The 17,671-nt window shown below is 64.9% G+C and carries 18 protein-coding genes; 4 read left to right on the forward strand and 14 right to left on the reverse strand.

Annotation, left to right across the window (positions count from 1 at the left end):
• The 11 genes from ACX9NE_RS28270 to ACX9NE_RS28320 form a co-directional block, all read right to left on the reverse strand.
• Positions 1-1,181, reverse strand: a 1,181-nt coding sequence (locus tag ACX9NE_RS28270) for an HAD-IC family P-type ATPase (protein WP_459365062.1), incomplete at its 3' end; no start/stop codon positions are given.
• A 61-nt stretch (positions 1,182-1,242) separates the two neighbouring features.
• The gene (locus ACX9NE_RS28275) at positions 1,243-1,554 is read right to left on the reverse strand and encodes a DUF1490 family protein (protein ID WP_459365063.1); all 312 of its coding nucleotides are present in this window, start codon (positions 1,552-1,554) and stop codon (positions 1,243-1,245) included.
• Between the two features lie 745 nt (positions 1,555-2,299).
• Positions 2,300-3,043 carry an anti-sigma factor family protein gene (locus ACX9NE_RS28280; RefSeq protein WP_459365047.1) on the reverse strand — a complete coding sequence of 248 codons (744 nt, stop codon included), beginning with the start codon at positions 3,041-3,043 and terminating at the stop codon, positions 2,300-2,302.
• A gap of 842 nt (positions 3,044-3,885) precedes the next feature.
• A complete protein-coding gene (locus ACX9NE_RS28285) occupies positions 3,886-5,277 on the reverse strand; it encodes an NADH-quinone oxidoreductase subunit N (protein ID WP_459365064.1) in 1,392 nt (463 codons plus the stop codon).
• Positions 5,278-5,298: 21 nt separating this feature from the next.
• Positions 5,299-6,789 (reverse strand): complex I subunit 4 family protein, encoded by a 1,491-nt coding sequence (locus tag ACX9NE_RS28290; RefSeq protein WP_459365048.1) that lies wholly within the window; start codon positions 6,787-6,789, stop codon positions 5,299-5,301.
• A gap of 3 nt (positions 6,790-6,792) precedes the next feature.
• Complete coding sequence (locus tag ACX9NE_RS28295; RefSeq protein WP_459365049.1) at positions 6,793-8,640, reverse strand: proton-conducting transporter transmembrane domain-containing protein; 1,848 nt, start codon at positions 8,638-8,640, stop codon at positions 6,793-6,795.
• Positions 8,637-8,939 carry an NADH-quinone oxidoreductase subunit NuoK gene (locus ACX9NE_RS28300; RefSeq protein WP_459365050.1) on the reverse strand — a complete coding sequence of 101 codons (303 nt, stop codon included), beginning with the start codon at positions 8,937-8,939 and terminating at the stop codon, positions 8,637-8,639. The genes ACX9NE_RS28295 and ACX9NE_RS28300 overlap by 4 nt, the downstream gene beginning before the upstream one ends.
• On the reverse strand, positions 8,936-9,499 hold the full coding sequence (locus ACX9NE_RS28305; RefSeq protein ID WP_459365051.1) for an NADH-quinone oxidoreductase subunit J: 564 nt from the start codon (positions 9,497-9,499) through the stop codon (positions 8,936-8,938). The genes ACX9NE_RS28300 and ACX9NE_RS28305 overlap by 4 nt, the downstream gene beginning before the upstream one ends.
• Before the next feature lie 5 nt (positions 9,500-9,504).
• The gene (locus ACX9NE_RS28310) at positions 9,505-10,425 is read right to left on the reverse strand and encodes an NADH-quinone oxidoreductase subunit H (RefSeq protein WP_459365052.1); all 921 of its coding nucleotides are present in this window, start codon (positions 10,423-10,425) and stop codon (positions 9,505-9,507) included.
• Complete coding sequence (locus tag ACX9NE_RS28315) at positions 10,418-11,461, reverse strand: hypothetical protein (RefSeq protein WP_459365053.1); 1,044 nt, start codon at positions 11,459-11,461, stop codon at positions 10,418-10,420. The genes ACX9NE_RS28310 and ACX9NE_RS28315 overlap by 8 nt, the downstream gene beginning before the upstream one ends.
• 116 nt (positions 11,462-11,577) lie before the next feature.
• On the reverse strand, positions 11,578-11,922 hold the full coding sequence (locus ACX9NE_RS28320; protein ID WP_459365054.1) for an NADH-quinone oxidoreductase subunit A: 345 nt from the start codon (positions 11,920-11,922) through the stop codon (positions 11,578-11,580).
• Positions 11,923-12,269: 347 nt separating this feature from the next.
• On the opposite strand from ACX9NE_RS28320, the gene ACX9NE_RS28325 reads away from it, so the two are divergent.
• A complete protein-coding gene (locus ACX9NE_RS28325; protein ID WP_459365055.1) occupies positions 12,270-12,998 on the forward strand; it encodes an LOG family protein in 729 nt (242 codons plus the stop codon).
• A gap of 37 nt (positions 12,999-13,035) precedes the next feature.
• Here ACX9NE_RS28325 and ACX9NE_RS28330 read toward each other — a convergent pair whose 3' ends face one another.
• Together ACX9NE_RS28330 and ACX9NE_RS28335 are read right to left on the reverse strand one after the other, a co-directional pair.
• Positions 13,036-13,293 (reverse strand): hypothetical protein, encoded by a 258-nt coding sequence (locus ACX9NE_RS28330; RefSeq protein ID WP_459365056.1) that lies wholly within the window; start codon positions 13,291-13,293, stop codon positions 13,036-13,038.
• A gap of 9 nt (positions 13,294-13,302) precedes the next feature.
• Positions 13,303-13,431, reverse strand: a complete 129-nt coding sequence (locus ACX9NE_RS28335) for a hypothetical protein (protein WP_459365057.1) — start codon at positions 13,429-13,431, stop codon at positions 13,303-13,305.
• Positions 13,432-13,659: 228 nt separating this feature from the next.
• On the opposite strand from ACX9NE_RS28335, the gene ACX9NE_RS28340 reads away from it, so the two are divergent.
• The 3 genes from ACX9NE_RS28340 to ACX9NE_RS28350 are packed head-to-tail and all read left to right on the forward strand — an operon-like array spanning position 13,660 to position 17,423.
• Positions 13,660-13,866, forward strand: coding sequence for a heavy-metal-associated domain-containing protein (locus ACX9NE_RS28340; RefSeq protein ID WP_459365058.1), 207 nt, complete (start codon positions 13,660-13,662; stop codon positions 13,864-13,866).
• 35 nt (positions 13,867-13,901) lie between these two features.
• On the forward strand, positions 13,902-16,145 hold the full coding sequence (locus ACX9NE_RS28345; protein ID WP_459365059.1) for a heavy metal translocating P-type ATPase: 2,244 nt from the start codon (positions 13,902-13,904) through the stop codon (positions 16,143-16,145).
• 27 nt (positions 16,146-16,172) lie between these two features.
• Positions 16,173-17,423 (forward strand): threonine synthase, encoded by a 1,251-nt coding sequence (locus tag ACX9NE_RS28350; protein ID WP_459365060.1) that lies wholly within the window; start codon positions 16,173-16,175, stop codon positions 17,421-17,423.
• A 35-nt stretch (positions 17,424-17,458) separates the two neighbouring features.
• Here ACX9NE_RS28350 and ACX9NE_RS28355 read toward each other — a convergent pair.
• A partial coding sequence (locus tag ACX9NE_RS28355; RefSeq protein ID WP_459365061.1) for a hypothetical protein occupies positions 17,459-17,671 on the reverse strand: 213 nt, incomplete at its 5' end.

Consider the following 17,671-nt stretch of genomic DNA (forward strand, 5'->3'; position numbering starts at 1 on the left):
AGCAGCGCCCAACCGGCAAACGTCAGCGCGGCCACGCCAAGGACGGCGGGCACGAACACCGCCGAGACCCGATCGGCCAGCCGTTGCACCGGGGCCTTGCCGCCCTGGGCCTGCTCGACCAGGCGCACAATCTGGGCCAGCGCGGTGTCGGCCCCCACGGCGGTCGCCTGCACGGTCAGCAGCCCGTCGATGTTGACCGTGGCCCCGGCAACACGATCGCCCACCGCTTTCTCGACCGGGACCGATTCCCCGGTCAGCATCGACTCATCGACGGCGGCGCGCCCGTCGATGATCTCACCATCGACGGGGATCTTCTCCCCGGGCCGCACCAGCAGCAAGTCTCCGACTTGCACCTGCTCCACTGGCACGAGAATTTCGTGGCCGTCGACCAGCACACAGGCTTCCTTGGCGCCCATCTCCAGCAGCTTGCTGATCGCCTCGCGGGTCTTGCCGGTGGCTCGGGCCTCGAAATAGCGGCCCAGCACCACGAACCCGATAATCAACGCCGCGGTGTCAAAGAACAGCGGCCCCCCAACGAAGAGCTGATACGTCGAGTAGCCGAACGCGGTCAGCGTGCCCAGCGCGATCAGCGTGTCCATGCCCGCTGACCCTGCACGCGCCTGCTGCACGGCCCCTTTGAGGAACGGCCAACCCGCGACGAACTGCACGGGCAGCGTCGCGGCAAAAGCCAGCCACCCCGCCCACGAGGCGGCCAAGAGCATCGGCGCCGCCATCGACACCAGCCCCAACGGCAGGGCCAGCCACACCCGCCGCAGCCATCTGCGCTGCTCCCCCTTGGCATCTGCGACCGGCGCGCCGTGACAGGACGCCCCCGGCTGATGGCAACTGTCCTCGCTAGGCGGCCCGGTCGTGTCGCTGCCCGACGAGAGGCCGAGCAACCTGAGGATTCCGCCGGTGATCTTGTGCACCACCCCGGAACTGCCGGCACCAGCAGAGTACGGGGCGCGCTCGGGCACCAGCTCCGCAGGAGTGTCCCGGCCCTGTTCGATCGCCGACAAAACCGCGGCGGTGTCGCAATCATCAGGCAGATACCAGATCACCACCGACGCCGATCGCGGATAAGCATGCACCGCGTGCACACCAGCCACCTTGGCGACCGCATCCTCGATCGCGATCGCCCGGACCGCGTCGAAGGCAAACCCGCTGGCGCGCACCCGCATCCGCCCGCCGCCCTGGGAGACAACGTTCAGATCGAGGCCGCCATCAGCGGTATGCGTAGTCTTAGTGACAAGCATCGCCGGACTCCGGGGCCGAGGTGGGTACCGACTTCACCCGCGTCGGGGGTGGCGGCACCCGCTCTCCGATCCGATCGGCCGCCTCGGCGAGCACATCGGCCACCGCCAGCCGGGCCCGCTCGGCGCCCTCTTTGGTCTTGCGCTCGGTGGTCCGCGCTGCACGCAGGCCCCACGCCGTGGCACCGACCGTCACCTTCCGCCAAGGCGCTTTCGCCAACGCCCCATACACCGCAGCTCCCACCACGCCGGTCACCAACGTAGGCACCGTCTTCGCCAGAACTCCCTGCACCACTTTCAACACTTCCTTCCTCAAATTGATTAATTCCGTACAGTTGCGACAAGCTGCCGAATCATCCTGTTGCGCTACGGGTGGGGCGTTGGTTGTGGGTTAGGCGCGCCTGGTTGCAGGGGCAACATTGACCTCACGCGCCTTTCACCCGAGTCCCATGCCTTCGCCGAAGTCCATCATCAGGCAAGTGTTCGCAGCGCCGCACCCGGAGATTTGGCGCCCAATACTGGGGTCGTTCGTGGCACGGCCCAGAGAACCCCCGAGAATAGGAGCACGGCCACGATGAACACGGTACCTGCGGTAATAACCCACGATGGCTCAGAACTGATTCACCCGGCTAGACCGACCGGCAGGATCCAGGAAAACGGCTTTGTCGCGGTGGGCAGCTCGGGGGAGTCAGGTACTCGCGTCATGAGTTGATTATACGCATAATACCCTCTGGGGGTAGGGACCAAAGTCCCACAAGCGGGAGCCCCTCGATGACGAATCCGACCAGTCGCGCGTCGCGGGCGGCGTCACGGCGTTGCCTGCCACACGAAGCCAGAAGGCGACTAATGGAGCGGGCTGAGCCAATCTTGTTGTGCGGCTTGACAAGAAATACGCGCAAACTCACCTCGCTCGGTGGAGCCAATACTAGGACGGCCGAGGCGCGCACGAACATGCACGCTGGCGCATTGACGAGACCGAGCAACTGCTCGCATCTCGAGATGCAGACTGCGCGACACATTGCAGCAGCGCCCTCGTGACCAAAAATTTACAACGAGCGCTCCAACAGCACTTTGCCGCTGTCGGCGTAAACCACCTGTACTGCGGCGATCTGATTCGCCGGTGTCGAGGTGCTGCCGGCGGGGGTGGCTGTGTGGCCCGGTTCGGCTACCCATGTCGCCAACCGGGTGCGGCTGCCGTCGCGCTCGACCACGACCATCGCGAGCCTGTCGTGTGGTGCATCCGGTGGAGCCAGGCAGTCGGATCTCATCTTGACGGTCGTCCCCCAGCGTTCAGGGGTGACCCACACCTGCGAGGTCAGCAAGCTTGTACCGACTTGCGACATCGACAGTGCCGAAACTGTAGTCTGGGGCGGCGACGAGTTCGTGAAACCGCCCTGGAAGTCGACGAATACAACGATCGCTAACATTGCCGCGGCGACTGTGGCCGTCGCGGCGATCAGCCTCGTACGGTGGCGGCGCCAGCGCACTGTCGCCAGCAAGGACGGCAGCAGCTGCGCCGACGACACCGGCATCTTGGATGGGTGGTCGTAGTCATTGATCCCGGGTGACTCGTTGCGGTCGAGCTGTGCAAGCAGGGCCGGCATGGCAGACAGTTCGGCGATCGCTGCCCGGCATGTCGGGCAGTGTGCCAGGTGCGTCTCGAATTCACCCCGGTCGGCGGCCGATAGGGATCCCAGCACGTAGGCCGCATCCCATTTCGCGTAGTGGTCATTATCATCGCCGGATACGTCCCGATGATCGGGCAGACCGAAACCCGGGAGCGGCCTCATCACGACAATCCATCGCTGCTTGACAACCAAATGCCCGGGCCTACCGCCGCGCTGGTGGCCTGCGGTGTAGTATCGGCGGAAAGCCAAGTGGCTAAACCTATTTGGATGCCGACGGTGGTATCCGACCGGATGCCCCTTGGCGCTGTCACTGGTGCACCGCGATCCGAGCAGCCCAAATCGCGGGGACCGGCCCGGCGTGCGCGGGCCGCAGCATAGGTCAGCCACACGGCGTACCAATGCAATGCGGCGACGTGCTCGCCATAGTGCGCATTCTTCGCTGTGGCTTTGGAGGCCGCGGCTTCGGCGAGCTTGGACATTCGATCACCTTCCGCTCTTGACACGAGTCAAACGCCGGGTCGGTTCACAGATCGGTCACGGGCGATTCTGCTGGGGTTAAGGCGTTCCGCGCCGACGCGCTGTACTCCGACCGAGCGCGGTCAGTGCCATTTAACAAGTCGAAGCAGCACCGGACGCAAGAACTTCCGTTGACCCCCCCGCGGTAGAGCCCGGGAAAGGTTGCTGGATTGGGGTGGGGAAGAAACCTGAATGCATGGTTTACGCCGTGACCTTACTTGTGTTGGGGAGGCAAGGTTTGCCAGGCCCGAGGGGTCGGGGCGAAGGGTTGGCGGGGTGGGTATCGTCGATGCTGCGTCGCCGTCCCTGGCCGACTCAAGCACACTGCATGCCTTGCTCGCCTCTGTCGGGTTGCTCCGCGGCGTGCCTAGCTCGTGTGCAGTTGCATCGTAGGCTCGATGAGACTCGATCGCCCGATGGTCGCGAGCCGCCGTTTCCCTTCGCAGCTCGGGATACTGACATCGGTCCGAGGGAAACAGCTGAATCGGTTACCGGGTCGGCGCGGCGAGCACGTCCCAGAGCGGTCCTGCTGCAATGCCGAGCGCCAGGCTCAGGGCCGCTGCGACCATCGCGGTGCCTGTGGACCAACGGCCAGTGGTGAAATCGTCTGTGGGTTGCGGCTTCTGGAATATCGGGACGATCCAACGCATGTAATAGAACAGGCTGAGAAGACTGTTGACGAATACCACTGTGGCCAGCCACGCGTAATCGCCGTCCCAGGCGGCCGTGGCGGTGGTGAGTTTTCCGATGAAGACCGCGGTAGGCGGGGTCCCGACTAGCCCGAGCAGCGCCACCACCAACGCGCCGGCGAGCCAGGGCCGGGCTCGCGCCAAGCCATGGTAGGCGTCAAGGTCGCGCCGATCGGGCAGTGCGGTGCTCACCGCGAAGGCGGCGCTGTTGGTCAGCGTGTACCCGATCAGATAGAACAGCAACGACGGAAGGGCAAACTCGCTGCGGCCGGCGACGGTGATCGGCACCAGTAAGTAGCCGACTTGGCTCACCGTCGACCAACCCAGGAGTCGCCGGGGATTCTGCTGCCCGTAGGCGGCCATGTTGCCCAATGTCATACTCGCGACAGCGAATATCGCGATGAGCAGTGGCCACGCAACCGTGTTCGGTAGCACGGTGGCCACGCGGTAAAGTGCGATCAGTGCGCCGATCTTGGGCACCGTCGTCAAGAAGGTGGCCGCTGTGCCGTTGGCGCCCTGGGCGGCATCGGGAACCCAGAAGTGGGCGGGCACGCCGCCGGCTTCGAACATCAGTCCTGCCAGTATCGCCACTACGCCAGTCGCCACCACCGCGGCCGGTGCGCCAAGCAGTTGCGTGGCAAGCTCGTCATAGCGGGTGGCCCCGCTGATGCCGTACAGGACGGTCACGCCGAGCAGTAGGGTGATGCCGAACAGGGCACCGATCAAATAGGTCTTCATCGCGGCTTCGGCCGCCAGGCCGGATCGCCGCAGTCCGATCAGTCCGTAGAGCGGGATGCCGGCCAGCAGATATCCCACGGCTAGGACCAGCAAATCGCTAGTTCCAGCCAGCACCATGATGCCGGCGGTGGAGAACAGAAGCAGCGCATAGGTTTCGCTTTCCCGGGCCGTTCCTGTGATGTCGTCGCCGGCAATCGCTAGAACCATCAGGACCCCGACTGCGGCGGCGATCCGGGCGACCGCGGTCGCGGTATCGACGGTGAAGGCTCCCGCGAACGCAGTCTGATCCGGGGTCGTGCCGACCGCCGCGGTCGCGATGACACCGGCAAGTGTTGCGGCGCAGACGATTCGGGCCCACCATTGACGCTGTCGGGGCAGAAATGATCCGCCGATCAGCACCACCAGGCCGGCGCCGAAGGTCAGCATCTCCGGCAGCATCAGCAGCGGCCGCATCCCGGTTTCGGCATTCACCGGCTATCTCCCGACCAGCCCGATGAGCGTGCGCGAGGCCGGCTCGATCAGATCCAGCAGAGGTCGCGGCAGGATGCCGATCAGAACTGACAGCGTCAGCAGCGTTCCGGCCGAGCCCATTTCGGATGGGTGCAGATCGAGGAAGCCCTGCGAGTGGCCTGCAGTGTCGCCGGTGAAGATGCGCTGCAGTGCCCGCAAGAAAAGGGCAGCGGTGATCAGGATGCCCGGTAGCGCGACCGCGGTGAGGGGCGCGGCGGCGATGCTGCCGGTGAAAATCTGGAATTCCGCGATGAAGCCGGAAAATCCCGGCAACCCGAGGGAGGCGAGGGCGCCGAGGGAGAATAAAGCTGCCAGTTTCGGTGCCGGCCCGGCCAGACCGCCGTAGGAATCCATGTCGTAGCTTTCGGCCCGGTCGTAGAACACCCCGGCGAGCAAGAACAGCGACCCGGTAATCAGACCGTGACTGACCATCTGTGTGACCGCTCCGCTGACCGCCACCGCCCGCGCGTCGGCGGTGCTGCCCGAGAGCAGACCGGCGGCGCCGAGTGCCAGCACGATGTAGCCCATGTGATTGACCGAGGTGTAGGCCACCATGCGCTTAAAGTCGTTCTGCGCCAACGCAACCAGCGCACCGTAAAGCACCGACACCACGCCGACGGCGATGATCACCCACGCCCAGGCGCGCCAGGCCTGCGGCAGCATCGTCATCGCGATACGCGCGAACCCGTAAGTGCCCATCTTCAACAACACCCCGGCCAGCACCGCCGAGCCGGTGGCCGGCGCATCGGTGTGGGCCGGGGGAAGCCAGGTGTGGAACGGAACCGTCGGCGTCTTGACCGCCAGACCCAGCAGAATCGCTGCCAGGACCAGCCCGCCGGCCAGCGGCCTACCGGCCAGCGGGGGAGTAGCGACCAGTTCGTTCATGTCGAAGGTGTGCGGATCGGCGGCGATGTAGAGGCCGATGAAGCCCACCAGCAGCGCGAGCGAACCCAGAAAGGTATAGAGGAAGAACTTCAACGCCGAGCGGGCGGCGCTGCCGTGGCCCCATCCGGCGATCACGAAGTACATGGCCACGATCGACAGGTCGAAGAACACGAAGAACAAGATCAGATCCGCAGCGACGAATAGTCCCAGGCTCACGCTCTGCAGAAACAGGAACAGGGCGGCCTGTTGCCGGGGCCGGTCGCGGCCGCGCAAACCGTAGATCGCGCAGGCCAGAAAGATCACCGCGGTCATGACCACTAGTGGCAGGGATAAGCCGTCGACGCCGATGTGGTAGCTGCTGTTGACTCCCGGGATCCAGCGGGCGCGTTCTTCGAAAGCCAGCCCGTTCGGTCCTGGTGCCTTATAGCGTGCCCACACCAGGATCGTTAGCGCCAGATCCACGGCGGTGAGGACGACCCACACCCAGCGGGCTGCGAACTCGCCCGACTTCGGTATGGCAAGCACGCCCGCTGCGGCGGCCAACGGCAGAAAAACGATCAAACTGAGCACCTGTCACCCCACCGCCACAAGAAGCACGACGCCTAGCACGACCATCACCACCGCGGCAAGGTAGTACTGGTGCAGCTGGCCGGTCTGCGGTCGTCGCGCCAGCGCCCCGAGCTGACGTGTTCGCGCCGCCAACGATTCCACCGCAGCATCGACGCGGCGGTCATCGGTGCGGGCCGCCCACTGGCCGGCTGTCAGCGATCCGGCGGCGATCCGGTTCACGGCCCGGTCGAGGACGCGGTCGTCGAACCGGGCCAGCGCCTGAGCCAGGCGCATGGTGGGGTGGGCGACCACCGCGTTGGCGGCCCGTTGCAAGCCGAGCCAGTCGGCGGCCCATCGCGGCTCGGGCACCCCCCAGCGCATCACTGCGACCACCACCAGAAGCGCCAACATCGCCGACGCCGCCAACTCCGGCGCTGTGGGGTGTGCGGGCGAGCCGTGGTCGAGGACACGGCTCAACGTCGGCGCGATGGGCGGCAACGCCAGGATCCCTGACGCGGCGGCACCAGCTGCTAACACAAGAATGGGAAGTTGCGCAAAGGCGTTGAGCGCCTTAGGTTTCAGAGACCCTGGATTCCCGACCGGCGATGGTGCGCCCCACACCGCAACGAGGATCTTCGCCGCGTAGGCCGCCGACAGCGCGGCGGCCACCAATCCGACCGCATACAGAGCGATCGAATGGTCAAGCGCGACCGCCAGCACTGCATCCTTTGTCGCCCACAGGGATAGGGGCGCAACTCCGGCGAGCGCGACCGCAGCGATGGTGGCGCACCAGCCGATCAGCGGCCATCGCCGGGCCACACCGTGCAGCTTGTCAAGCCGTTTGGTGCCGAGCAGCGAGAGCCAGGCGCCGGCGGCAAGAAAGAGCCCGGCCTTGGTGAAGGCGTGCGCGACCAGCTGCGCGGCGCCACCGCTGACCGTACCTACTCCTGCTGCCATCACCACGAACCCGAGTTGCGCTGCGGTGGATGCGGCAAGCAACTGTTTGAGGTCGTGTTGAGCCACCGCTACAGCACCGAGCAGTACTGCGGTCACGGCGCCGGTCCAGGCCGCCAATTCGGCGGCCCATTTAGTCGCTGCCAGCAACGGCTGGATGCGCAGCAGCAGGTACCCGCCCATGGCCACCATGGCCGCCGAGTGCAGCAGTGCGCTAACGGGGCTGGGGCCCTCCATCGCGCGTGAAAGCCAGAACGAAAACGGCAGCTGCGCCGCCTTGCCCAAGGCGGCGATGAACAACCCACCCGCAATGACGTTGCGCCACAGCGTGGTTGAGTGGGGCAGATCCGCCAACGCTAGCCCCGCGCCGCCGGCAACCGCCGCGCCGGCGGCCAGATAGAGCCCGAGGTCGGCGCTGCGGGTGGTCACGAACGCCGTGAGGCCGGCCGACATGCGAAAGTCATCGCGCCACCAGAAGCCGATCAGCGCATACGAGGCCGCCCCCATCACCTCCCACGCCAGCAGCAGCGCCGGCAAGGTGGCGGCGGTTGTGGTCAGTAGGGCGGCCGAGGAGAACAGCAGCATCAAGCCGTGGAATCGGCGCGCGGCTTCGCGGATGTCCGCTACGGCGAACACCAGGACCAGAAGGGTAACTACCGCGATGGCGGGAACCACCACCGCCGATAGGCTATCCACGGAAAGCCCGAACTGCCCACCAGCCACAAAAGCGACGCTGACAGCGGGATGAGTCATCGCCACCACGATCGACAACGCGACCACCACCGCTGAGGCCGCGACCGATATCCCAGCCGCTAACCGATCCCCGCTGCGTGCCAGGAGCAATGCCGCGCCGCAGGCTGCCGGAAAGCAGACCAGCAGCCACAAGGCCAGCTGCGTCGTCGAGATCACCCCGTTCATCCGGCCAAGTCGGCGGCCGCGTCGGTCATGTCGGTGCGGCGTTCGCGGTGCAGCAGCGTGGCCACCGCGAATCCCATCGCCATCTCTACGGTCATGGCGGCGATGATCACCAGCAGCAGAACCTGTCCGGCCGGTTTAGGCGCAGAAAACCACCAAAATCCTCCGGCCGCCAGGACGAGGGCATTGACCATCAACTCCAGGCCCATCATCACCATGACCACGACCTGTTGCGAGAGCGCGCCGTAGATCCCGACGCTGAACAGCGCCGCCGCCACCAGCAGGACGCTCTGCAGTGTCATCGGCCCACTCCGCCTGGTTGTGGGTCGCGAGGGGGGCGGTGTTTGAGGTCATCACCGAACCGGTCGTAGCGACCGCGCCGGGTCGCCAGGACGACGCCGGCGACGATGGTCGCGACCATTACCGGGCTGATCACCGTCATGGCCAGCATGCTGGAGCCCATCAATTCCTCACCGAGCGTGAAGGTCAGATCCTTCGGCGGCGTGCCGCGCCGCGCCGGCCAGTCGGTCAGCAGGATCCCCGACGCCAGCACCGTGAAGGTCCCGACCGCAGCGGCTAATGCCCGTCGGTTGTCGTGCACCATGCTCATCGGCATCAGCGCCGGGTTCATGCCCATGAACATGACCATGTAGACCGCCATCACCGCCATCTCCATCACCATCATCAAGATGACGACGATGCCGATGTAGCTCTGCTGTAACAGCACAACCGCGACGCCGACCGCGATGAACGAAACGGCCAAGGCGTAGGTGGCGCGGGCCATCGAATTGACAACGAAAACGGCGGCTCCGGCCAGCACGGCGGTCGCGGCGACAAACCAGAACGCAAAATCAACGATCATGAGACTCACTTCCTCACTGCGATGATGGCCACGACGAGGTCTTGCACGAGCGTGAGCGGCAAGAGCACCATCCAGCCGATCTCCAGGAATTTCTCGGGCCGCAGCACCGGGAGTCGCCCGCGCAGCCAGACAAATACCGACAGCAATCCGAGGGTCTTGACCAACACCCATAACCAGGCGGGCAGCAGCGGACCCGCACCGCCGCCGAGGAACATCGGCACCGCAAACGCCGCCCCGGCGCCCAGAAGGGCGTAGCGACCGGCCTGGAATACGAGTCGATCCACTCCGGACAGCTCCGCGCTGACACCGCCGGCGATATCAGCGCCCAGCGCGACAGAAAACGGTCCCCACACCGAAAAGGCCACTGCCCCAAGGCAATACACGAGGAACGCGACTGGCATCCACACCACGAACCAAAGCCGGTGTTGAGCGGCGACAACATCGGCCACCCGTAGACTTTGCGCGGCGATGGGCGGCGCGACCAGCGCGAACATCAACGGCATCTCGTAGCCGAGCCCATGAGCGAGGAATCGATAGCCCCCAACCAGGGAGTGGCCGGAGTTAGGACCCCAGCCGGCGAGCCACACCAGCGCCCACACCATCACATCCATGGCGTTGAACCACATGACTCCGACGTCAAGATCGGCCAGCGTCCAGCGCCCGAACGGCACAACAGTCACCATCAGCGACGCGGCGACGATCAGCCCCGCTCCGCCGACGCGCCATAACAAGGTGTCGGCGGCCACCGTGCGGCGACGACGCTGCCGCATCAGCCGCGCGATTTCGTAAAGAGCGTTACTCGCCCCCGGGCCGCGGCCAGCAAGCACGCCGTCGAGGGTCGCCGCGCAAAAACCGAGGCACAACACCAGTGCCGCCCCGCCCAGCACCCATACAGCGGGCACGGTCATGATCGAGACGTCAGCCATGGTGCCCGCCCAGGTGCTCGAATGCGGTGTCGATGCCAAGGCTGGCGATTACCAGCCGGGCCGTTGCAAGGTCCAGGCCACTCACCAGATGAGGCAACGCGTCGATGACGCTGATTGAAGGTTTGGTGACACCGTGGGGTTCCGCCGGGTTCGCTAGCGCTTGCCGCGCCTTGTCGACCTGCGCGAGGAGACGGTCGTAGCAATCGCCGGCCAGGGCAGTCGGCAGCTCGAGGTTCCTGCAGTCCTCGGGTGTCAACGATGCTATGTCGCGCAACGACCAGCGCAGCGTTCGAGAGCGGCGGAGCTTGCGGTGGAGGGTGTCCAGCAGCGACGCGGCGCGCCCGGCGTCCATGTCGCTCAGCAGCTGGTCCCGCGCTGAACGCGCGATCGTTTCGGCACCCGGCCACGCGGCCAGTGCCAGCAGATCAACGACATGGTCGCAATATCGCGCCGCGGCGCGGTTCCCCGTTTCCGGCGGCGGGTTGCCATAGTCGAAATCTTTGTCAACGACCCACGCCTCGGCTCGCGTGAGCACGTCTCCCTGCAAAGAGCACCGCACCACCAGCCCCGCAGGCCAATAGCACAGCACCGGCCCCAGGCGAACGTGCAGCACATCCATTTCCAAACCGTCGCGGTCGTCGCCACCTTCGGCCAACGCAATCCCGGCCGGCGCCATGTCCATGGCGCTGTGGTGGTTGTGCTGGTGTCCGCCGTGGTCCATGTGCCCGTGCCCAGCGTGGTTCATGGTGCTGTGGTCCATGTGCCCGTGCTCAGGGTGGTTCACAACGCCGTGGTGATCACCGCTCCGCTCCGGAGATTGGGCACGCTCGCGAGCATCCTGGCGGTGCCGGTCGACCTCTACCAACTGCATGGCGGCGCGATACAGGGCCGACTCCACCGCGTGGGAATCGGACAGCTCGACGCGAACCCGGGGCCCCGGCATCTGCTCCCAGACCCGGTCGATCGCCTCACTCAATTCGGGTCCCGCCGTACCGCAGACCGCCAGTACGTCGGCGTCGGCCGCGGATGTAGCCACACACCAACCCCGGGCACGAAGTCGATGTTCGGCCTCTGCGCGCACCACCCAGAAACCCGGCGCAGCCACGATGAGAACGTGTGCCCGCCGTGCTGCGCATCGAGCCAGCCGCTGCGTCAGACCCACCGCAGGGCGCCCTCGCGCCATGCCCACGCCACCGCCACGAGCAGCGCTGCCAGAAACAAAAACATTTCAGCGATTGCGCCAGCACCCATTTTTCTGACCACCAAGGCCCACGGGTACATGAACAACATTTCGACATCAAAGGCGAGAAACACCAAAGTCGCCAGATACCACCGAACGTGATAGCGCGACAACGCGTGCTCTTCCGGGGGCCACCCCGACTGGAAAGGCAGCGTCGTCAACGGGGTCGGGCTGATCGCAGTGAGGCGGTGCAATCCATAAACACCGCCAACCCCGGCCACGACAAGCACCAGCATCCACGCCACACCGGCGTACATCGCAGCTCCTCGTCCGTTGTCGTGGCACGAAACCGATACCCTTGCGGCGGCGGCTCAAACTCCCGCCGTTGATCATTTGTCCATTAGTCAGGTGTGAAGCGATGTTGACCTAATGAATTCCTTCGGCGCAGTCAGTGCCGCTGAAGTAACGTATCAGCACCCACGGAGGGCCGCGCCAGGTCTTTCTCGCTAGCCACCGACTCGCCGCGATCCTGGAGAAAGCGTTCCGTGCTCCAGCCGACGACCAGTTTGACGCCGAACTAGTCACCAGCGGCCATTGACCACGGACCAAGCTGCTCGCGGCGCGCAAGTTTTGTTGGTGCGATCGCCCTGGCACGATCGGATACATGCGTGAGTCCCGAGCGCCCGTCCCTGCCACATGCGATGAGGAGCTGCTCTCCTGCCTGGGCCCGGGCTTTCCCGCGCTGGCCGGCAGCGATCCTGACCGTGTTGCCAGGATTCGCGATGAGGTGGCGCAGGGCTTTGCGGCGCTGGCGGACGTGACGCATGCCGTGTCCTTCTTCGGTTCCGCCCGTACGCCGCCGGATCATCCGCACTACAAGCTGGCGCGCACGCTGGCCGAACGGCTGGGCAGGTTGGGGTTCGACATCATCACCGGCGGTGGGCCCGGGATCATGGAGGCTGCGAACCGGGGCGCTCGCGACGCCGGAGTGCGGTCGATCGGCCTTGTTATCGAACTGCCCTTCGAGCAGCAACCGAATCCGTTCCTCGACGTCCCACTTCAGTTCAAATACTTCTTCGTGCGCAAGCTGATGTTCGTCCGGTACGCGTCGGCGTTCGTGGTTCTTCCGGGCGGTTTTGGAACGCTGGACGAGCTCTTCGAGGCACTGACGCTCATCCAGACTCAGAAGATACGAAACTTTCCCGTCGTGCTAGCGGGTTCGGATCACTGGGCTGGCCTGCAACGGTGGATTAGTGACCGGCTGCTCGAAACGGGACTGGTATCAGGAGACGATCTTGACTTGCTCGTGGTCGCTGACGATCCCGAGCAGATCGGCGAGATCGTCAAGCGATGGCGCCGACGGCAGTTGCAGACCTACCGCCCATCCAGATGATGAAACGGATGGCGAAGTAGCTCGCCGGCGTCACGTCCTAAAACTCGCCGCGACCGAAGCTCCAGGAAGAGACGTCGAACAACCGTACGCGAAGCTGATCGTGCAAATAGACGTCACCGCCGCCGCGGCGGCAGGTAACCCCAGATAAGTGCACGTAGTCGTGACGGTCACCCCCATTCGGACAATTCGGGCAGTTGCCGTCGGTCGAGGTCTGCCGGTGGTGGTCGACGCCGACCGTTTGGACGTAGCCAAGGACTTTCTGGTCGAAATACCAACAGGGCTCGATCTTGCCCATCACGGTTCCTCAGGGCAGGTGCAGGGTCACGTCGACGTCTGCGCCGGGTCTGGGCGGATTGGACTCGATTGCGTTGATGATCAGAGGAAGAGAGCGGTCGGTCATCCGGGATGCGCCAGGTGTATTGGTCGCGGTCACGCTTTCTCCTTGGCTTTTCGTCATCTGCTGTCCCCTCGTCGCCGGCGTAGATCATGCCTGTTTGCACGCAGTCAAACAGGTATTCGCCAGTTCTACGCCATGCCGCAGCCCTGACCCCAGGAATTGCCGACATGAGATGGCGGATTGTGCCATTCATACTTGATTACCCTAGGGGGGTATGGTAGACATGAATTATTCAGGCACGCTGCATACAGATTGGAGAGCGGCATGAGCACCGTGACAGTCACCGTCTCTGGCATGACGTGCGGACACTGCGCTTCCTCCGTCCGCGAGGAAGTCGGCAACATCGCTGAAGTCACAGGCGTGGACGTGGAGCTCGACAGTGGAAAGGTCACCATCAACAGCGACGGCGTGATCGAGCTGGACGCGATCAAGAACGCGGTGGAAGACGCCGGCTATGAAGTGGTCCGTTGAGACGACCTGCCGCGATCGGACTGAGGGAACACAGCATGAACTCCGCAACGGAAACCGCGCGACATCTTGAGTTGCGGATCGGCGGGATGACGTGTGCTTCATGCGCGGCCCGAATTGAGAAGAAGCTCAACAACATTGACGGCGTCAGCGCGTCTGTCAACTACGCGACCGAAAAGGCCAGCGTCGCGTATCTCGGCACCGTCTCAGTTGATCAGCTTGTGACAACGGTTAGGAAGGCCGGCTACACCGCGGACTTACCCAAGCCGAACGCACCAGCCACGAAGGACGAGGCGGGGGAGCCGGATGCGGCCGCGTCGTTGCGGCAACGTCTGCTGGTCTCCTTGGTGTTAACGGTGCCGGTGGTCGCTTCCGCCATGGTGCCCCCACTGCAGTTCACCAACTGGCAGTGGCTCTCGTTGACGCTGGCCGCGCCGGTCGTGGTATGGGGCGGCCTGCCGTTTCATCAGGCCGCGTGGACCAACCTGCGGCACCACACCGCCACCATGGACACGCTGATCTCCATGGGTACGATCGCCGCGCTGGGTTGGTCGATTTACGCATTGTTCTGGGGCACGGCCGGTATGGCAGGCATGAGGCACCCATTCGAGCTGACCATTTCCCGCACCGACGGCGCCAGCAACATTTACCTTGAGGCCGCCGCAGGCGTTACTACCTTCGTCCTTGCAGGCCGGTTCTTCGAGGTCCGCTCCAAGCGGCGCGCCGGCGCCGCGCTGCGTGCACTACTCGAGCTCGGCGCCAAGGTGGTCGCAGTGCGCAGAAATGGCGGCGAACAACGCATTCCGATCGAGCAGCTCGCCATAGGTGACGAGTTCGTAGTACGACCCGGCGAGAAGGTGGCGACCGATGGCGTGGTGATTGAAGGCTCCTCCGCGGTGGACGCCTCCATGCTTACCGGGGAGTCTGTGCCTGTTGAGGTCGGTCCGGGGGATCAGGTGGTGGGCGCAACAGTTAACATGGGCGGGCGAATTGTGGTTCGTGCCAAAAGGATCGGTTCGGACACCCAGCTGGCCCAGATGGCGAGGCTGGTCGAAGAGGCACAATCGGGCAAAGCGCAGGCGCAGCGCTTGGCCGACAGAATATCCGGAATCTTTGTGCCGATCGTGATCGCGCTGTCGCTGGCGACACTCGGGTTCTGGATCGCTGTGACCGGATCGATCGCCGCCGCATTCACCGCGGCGGTGGCGGTGCTGATCATCGCGTGCCCGTGCGCCCTGGGCCTTGCCACACCGACCGCCCTGATGGTCGGCACCGGCCGTGGCGCACAACTCGGGATCTTGATCAAGGGACCTGAAGTACTGGAATCGACGCGTCGAATCGACACCATCGTGCTCGATAAGACCGGCACCATCACCACCGGCGAGATGGCCCTGCTCGAGGTGATCGCCGCCCTCGGTGAGCAGCCCGACGAAGTGCTGCGGTTGGCGGGCGCGCTCGAGGACTCCTCTGAACACCCGATCGGCAAGGCGATTGCGCGGGCAGCGCATGACAAGCTCGGTGAGCTGCCGGCTGTCGAGGGTTTCGCCAACCTTGAAGGGTTGGGCGTGCAAGGCGTTGTCGAAGGGCATGCGGTGACAGTGGGCCGCCGGCAACTCCTGGCGGATTGGTCCCAAGAGCTACCGGAAAGACTCACCCGTTTGCTGCGTCAGGCCGAGTCGGAGGGCAAGACCGCTGTCGTGGTCAGCTGGGACGACAAGCCGCGAGGAACTCTGGTGGTGGCGGACGCGGTCAAACCGACGTCGATCGAGGCCGTCGAGCGGCTGCGCGCGCTGGGTTTGACCCCGATCATGCTCACAGGCGACAACGCGGCCGCGGCCCGCGCCATGGCCGGCCAGGTAGGCATCGGCCAAGTGATCGCCGAAGTACTGCCGCGAGACAAGGTGGACACCGTCAAGCGGTTGCAGGCCGAGGGCAAGGTGGTGGCCATGGTCGGTGACGGGGTCAACGACGCCGCGGCCCTGGCGCAAGCCGATCTGGGCCTGGCGATGGGGACCGGCACCGACGTCGCCATCCAGGCCAGCGATCTGACACTGGTACGCGGTGACCTGCGCGCAGTGCCCGACGCCATTGAACTGTCGCGTAAGACGTTGGCGACGATCAAGGGCAACCTGTTCTGGGCGTTTGCCTACAACATCGCCGCATTGCCGCTGGCCGCCGCTGGGCTGCTGAACCCCATGTTGGCTGGCGCGGCTATGGCGTTTTCGTCGGTATTCGTGGTCACCAACAGCCTTCGGCTGCGCACCTTCAAGCCGGCCTCGTAACCGAAGCCGACACCGAGCAGCCCCGATATGAGCGCACGATATCTCGGATTGCTTCGTTGTCCCCGGTGTGGCGAGTCAGCGCCGGAAGGTCAAGCATCCTTCGGGTGTTCTTGCTGCGCCCGCGACGGTATCGGGGTGAATCTCACTCCCGTATACGCGCTGGAGGCGGGCTCCTTGCCATGCGAGGCGTCCCAGTCAGGGATTTTCGAATTCCGCGATTTGCTGCCTTTGGCGCCAGAGGATGCTCCGGTGACCTTGGGAGAGGGTCAGACGCCCGTTATTCCGTTAAATCGGCTGGGTCCTCGGCTTGGACTACACAGACTCATGCTCAAAGACGAAGCCCGCAATCCGACCTGGTCATTCAAAGACAGGCTGGCGGCGGCGGCCGTCACCAAGGCGGTGGCGTCGGGAGCTTCGACGGTCATCGTCTCCTCAACGGGAAACCACGGCGCAGCAGTGGCCGCCTACGCAGCCGCGGCAGGGCTTCGGTGCGTGGTCCTCACGGTGTCGTCGGTACCGCGCGAGATGAGCATTCTCATCCGAGCCTATGGCGCCTGCGTCGTCGCGTACGAGAACGGCCCGGACCGGTGGTCGGTGCTCCGACAAGCGGTCGAGGCGTTCGGCTGGACGCCGATATCCGGGGCAGTGACCCCGCCGATCGGTTCCAATCCGTTCGGGGTGGAGGGATACAAGACGATCGCTTACGAGCTGTGGCGACAACTCGGGGAGACACCCGACGTTGTCGTCGTCCCGACGGCCTACGGTGACGGGTTGGCCGGTATTCGCCGGGGCTTTGCTGACCTGATTGATCTCGGCCTCAGCACCCGCATGCCCAGGCTGGTCGCGGTCGACCCGTTCGGTGCCTATGCCCACGGGCTCCAAGCCCCGCCCGGACATCAGCCAACCGTCCCCACTCAACCGTCGATCGCATTCTCGGTCGCTGCGCGGGTGGCGACCTATCAGGGATTGGATGCGATCAGGGCCACCAAGGGGACGGCCGTAGCACAACCGAGCGATGCCGCAATCATTCGTATGCAACTCGAGTTGGCCTCGAGCGAAGGCATTTACGCAGAAGGCGCGTCCGTGTTGACAGTACTTGCCGCTCAGCAGCTTGCCGCCCGACGTTGGATCGATGCTGACGAGAGCGTCGTGTTGCTCTCGACGTCAACCGGGTTGAAAGATACCGGCTCGACGGCCCGCCACCTGCCCGAGCTACCAGTCCTCGCACCCACCTTGACAGCTCTTGAGGCGGCCCTACCGGCGAGCATGTGCCGATAAGCCGCCGATCCCCAACGCCGAACCCTTCACCAAGGCTAGGATTCCGATCCGGCCTGACAACCGTTCTTTGCGGCCGGTTGCGCAACCGCTGGTGCGGTGCCGATGTTTGCCGTGCTGCACCACGGGTATCGCTGAAGCATGAAGCGGAAGGTGACAATGGTTGCAGCCGTCGTCGCAATCACGGCGAGGCCCCACCACAAAAACGCATCCCGAATCGCATCATCAAGATGATGGCCGGTCGCGATCTG

Source organism: Mycobacterium sp. ML4 (assembly GCF_054515735.1).

Coding starts and splice junctions, on each gene's coding strand:
- ACX9NE_RS28280 (WP_459365047.1), bottom strand. CDS start 3,043: ATGAGGCCGCTCCCGGGTTTCGGTCTGCCCGATCATCGGGACGTATCC.
- ACX9NE_RS28285 (WP_459365064.1), bottom strand. CDS start 5,277: ATGCGGCCGCTGCTGATGCTGCCGGAGATGCTGACCTTCGGCGCCGGC.
- ACX9NE_RS28295 (WP_459365049.1), bottom strand. CDS start 8,640: ATGAACGGGGTGATCTCGACGACGCAGCTGGCCTTGTGGCTGCTGGTC.
- ACX9NE_RS28300 (WP_459365050.1), bottom strand. CDS start 8,939: ATGACACTGCAGAGCGTCCTGCTGGTGGCGGCGGCGCTGTTCAGCGTC.
- ACX9NE_RS28305 (WP_459365051.1), bottom strand. CDS start 9,499: ATGATCGTTGATTTTGCGTTCTGGTTTGTCGCCGCGACCGCCGTGCTG.
- ACX9NE_RS28310 (WP_459365052.1), bottom strand. CDS start 10,425: ATGGCTGACGTCTCGATCATGACCGTGCCCGCTGTATGGGTGCTGGGC.
- ACX9NE_RS28320 (WP_459365054.1), bottom strand. CDS start 11,922: ATGTACGCCGGTGTGGCGTGGATGCTGGTGCTTGTCGTGGCCGGGGTT.
- ACX9NE_RS28325 (WP_459365055.1), top strand. CDS start 12,270: ATGCGTGAGTCCCGAGCGCCCGTCCCTGCCACATGCGATGAGGAGCTG.
- ACX9NE_RS28330 (WP_459365056.1), bottom strand. CDS start 13,293: ATGGGCAAGATCGAGCCCTGTTGGTATTTCGACCAGAAAGTCCTTGGC.
- ACX9NE_RS28340 (WP_459365058.1), top strand. CDS start 13,660: ATGAGCACCGTGACAGTCACCGTCTCTGGCATGACGTGCGGACACTGC.
- ACX9NE_RS28345 (WP_459365059.1), top strand. CDS start 13,902: ATGAACTCCGCAACGGAAACCGCGCGACATCTTGAGTTGCGGATCGGC.
- ACX9NE_RS28350 (WP_459365060.1), top strand. CDS start 16,173: ATGAGCGCACGATATCTCGGATTGCTTCGTTGTCCCCGGTGTGGCGAG.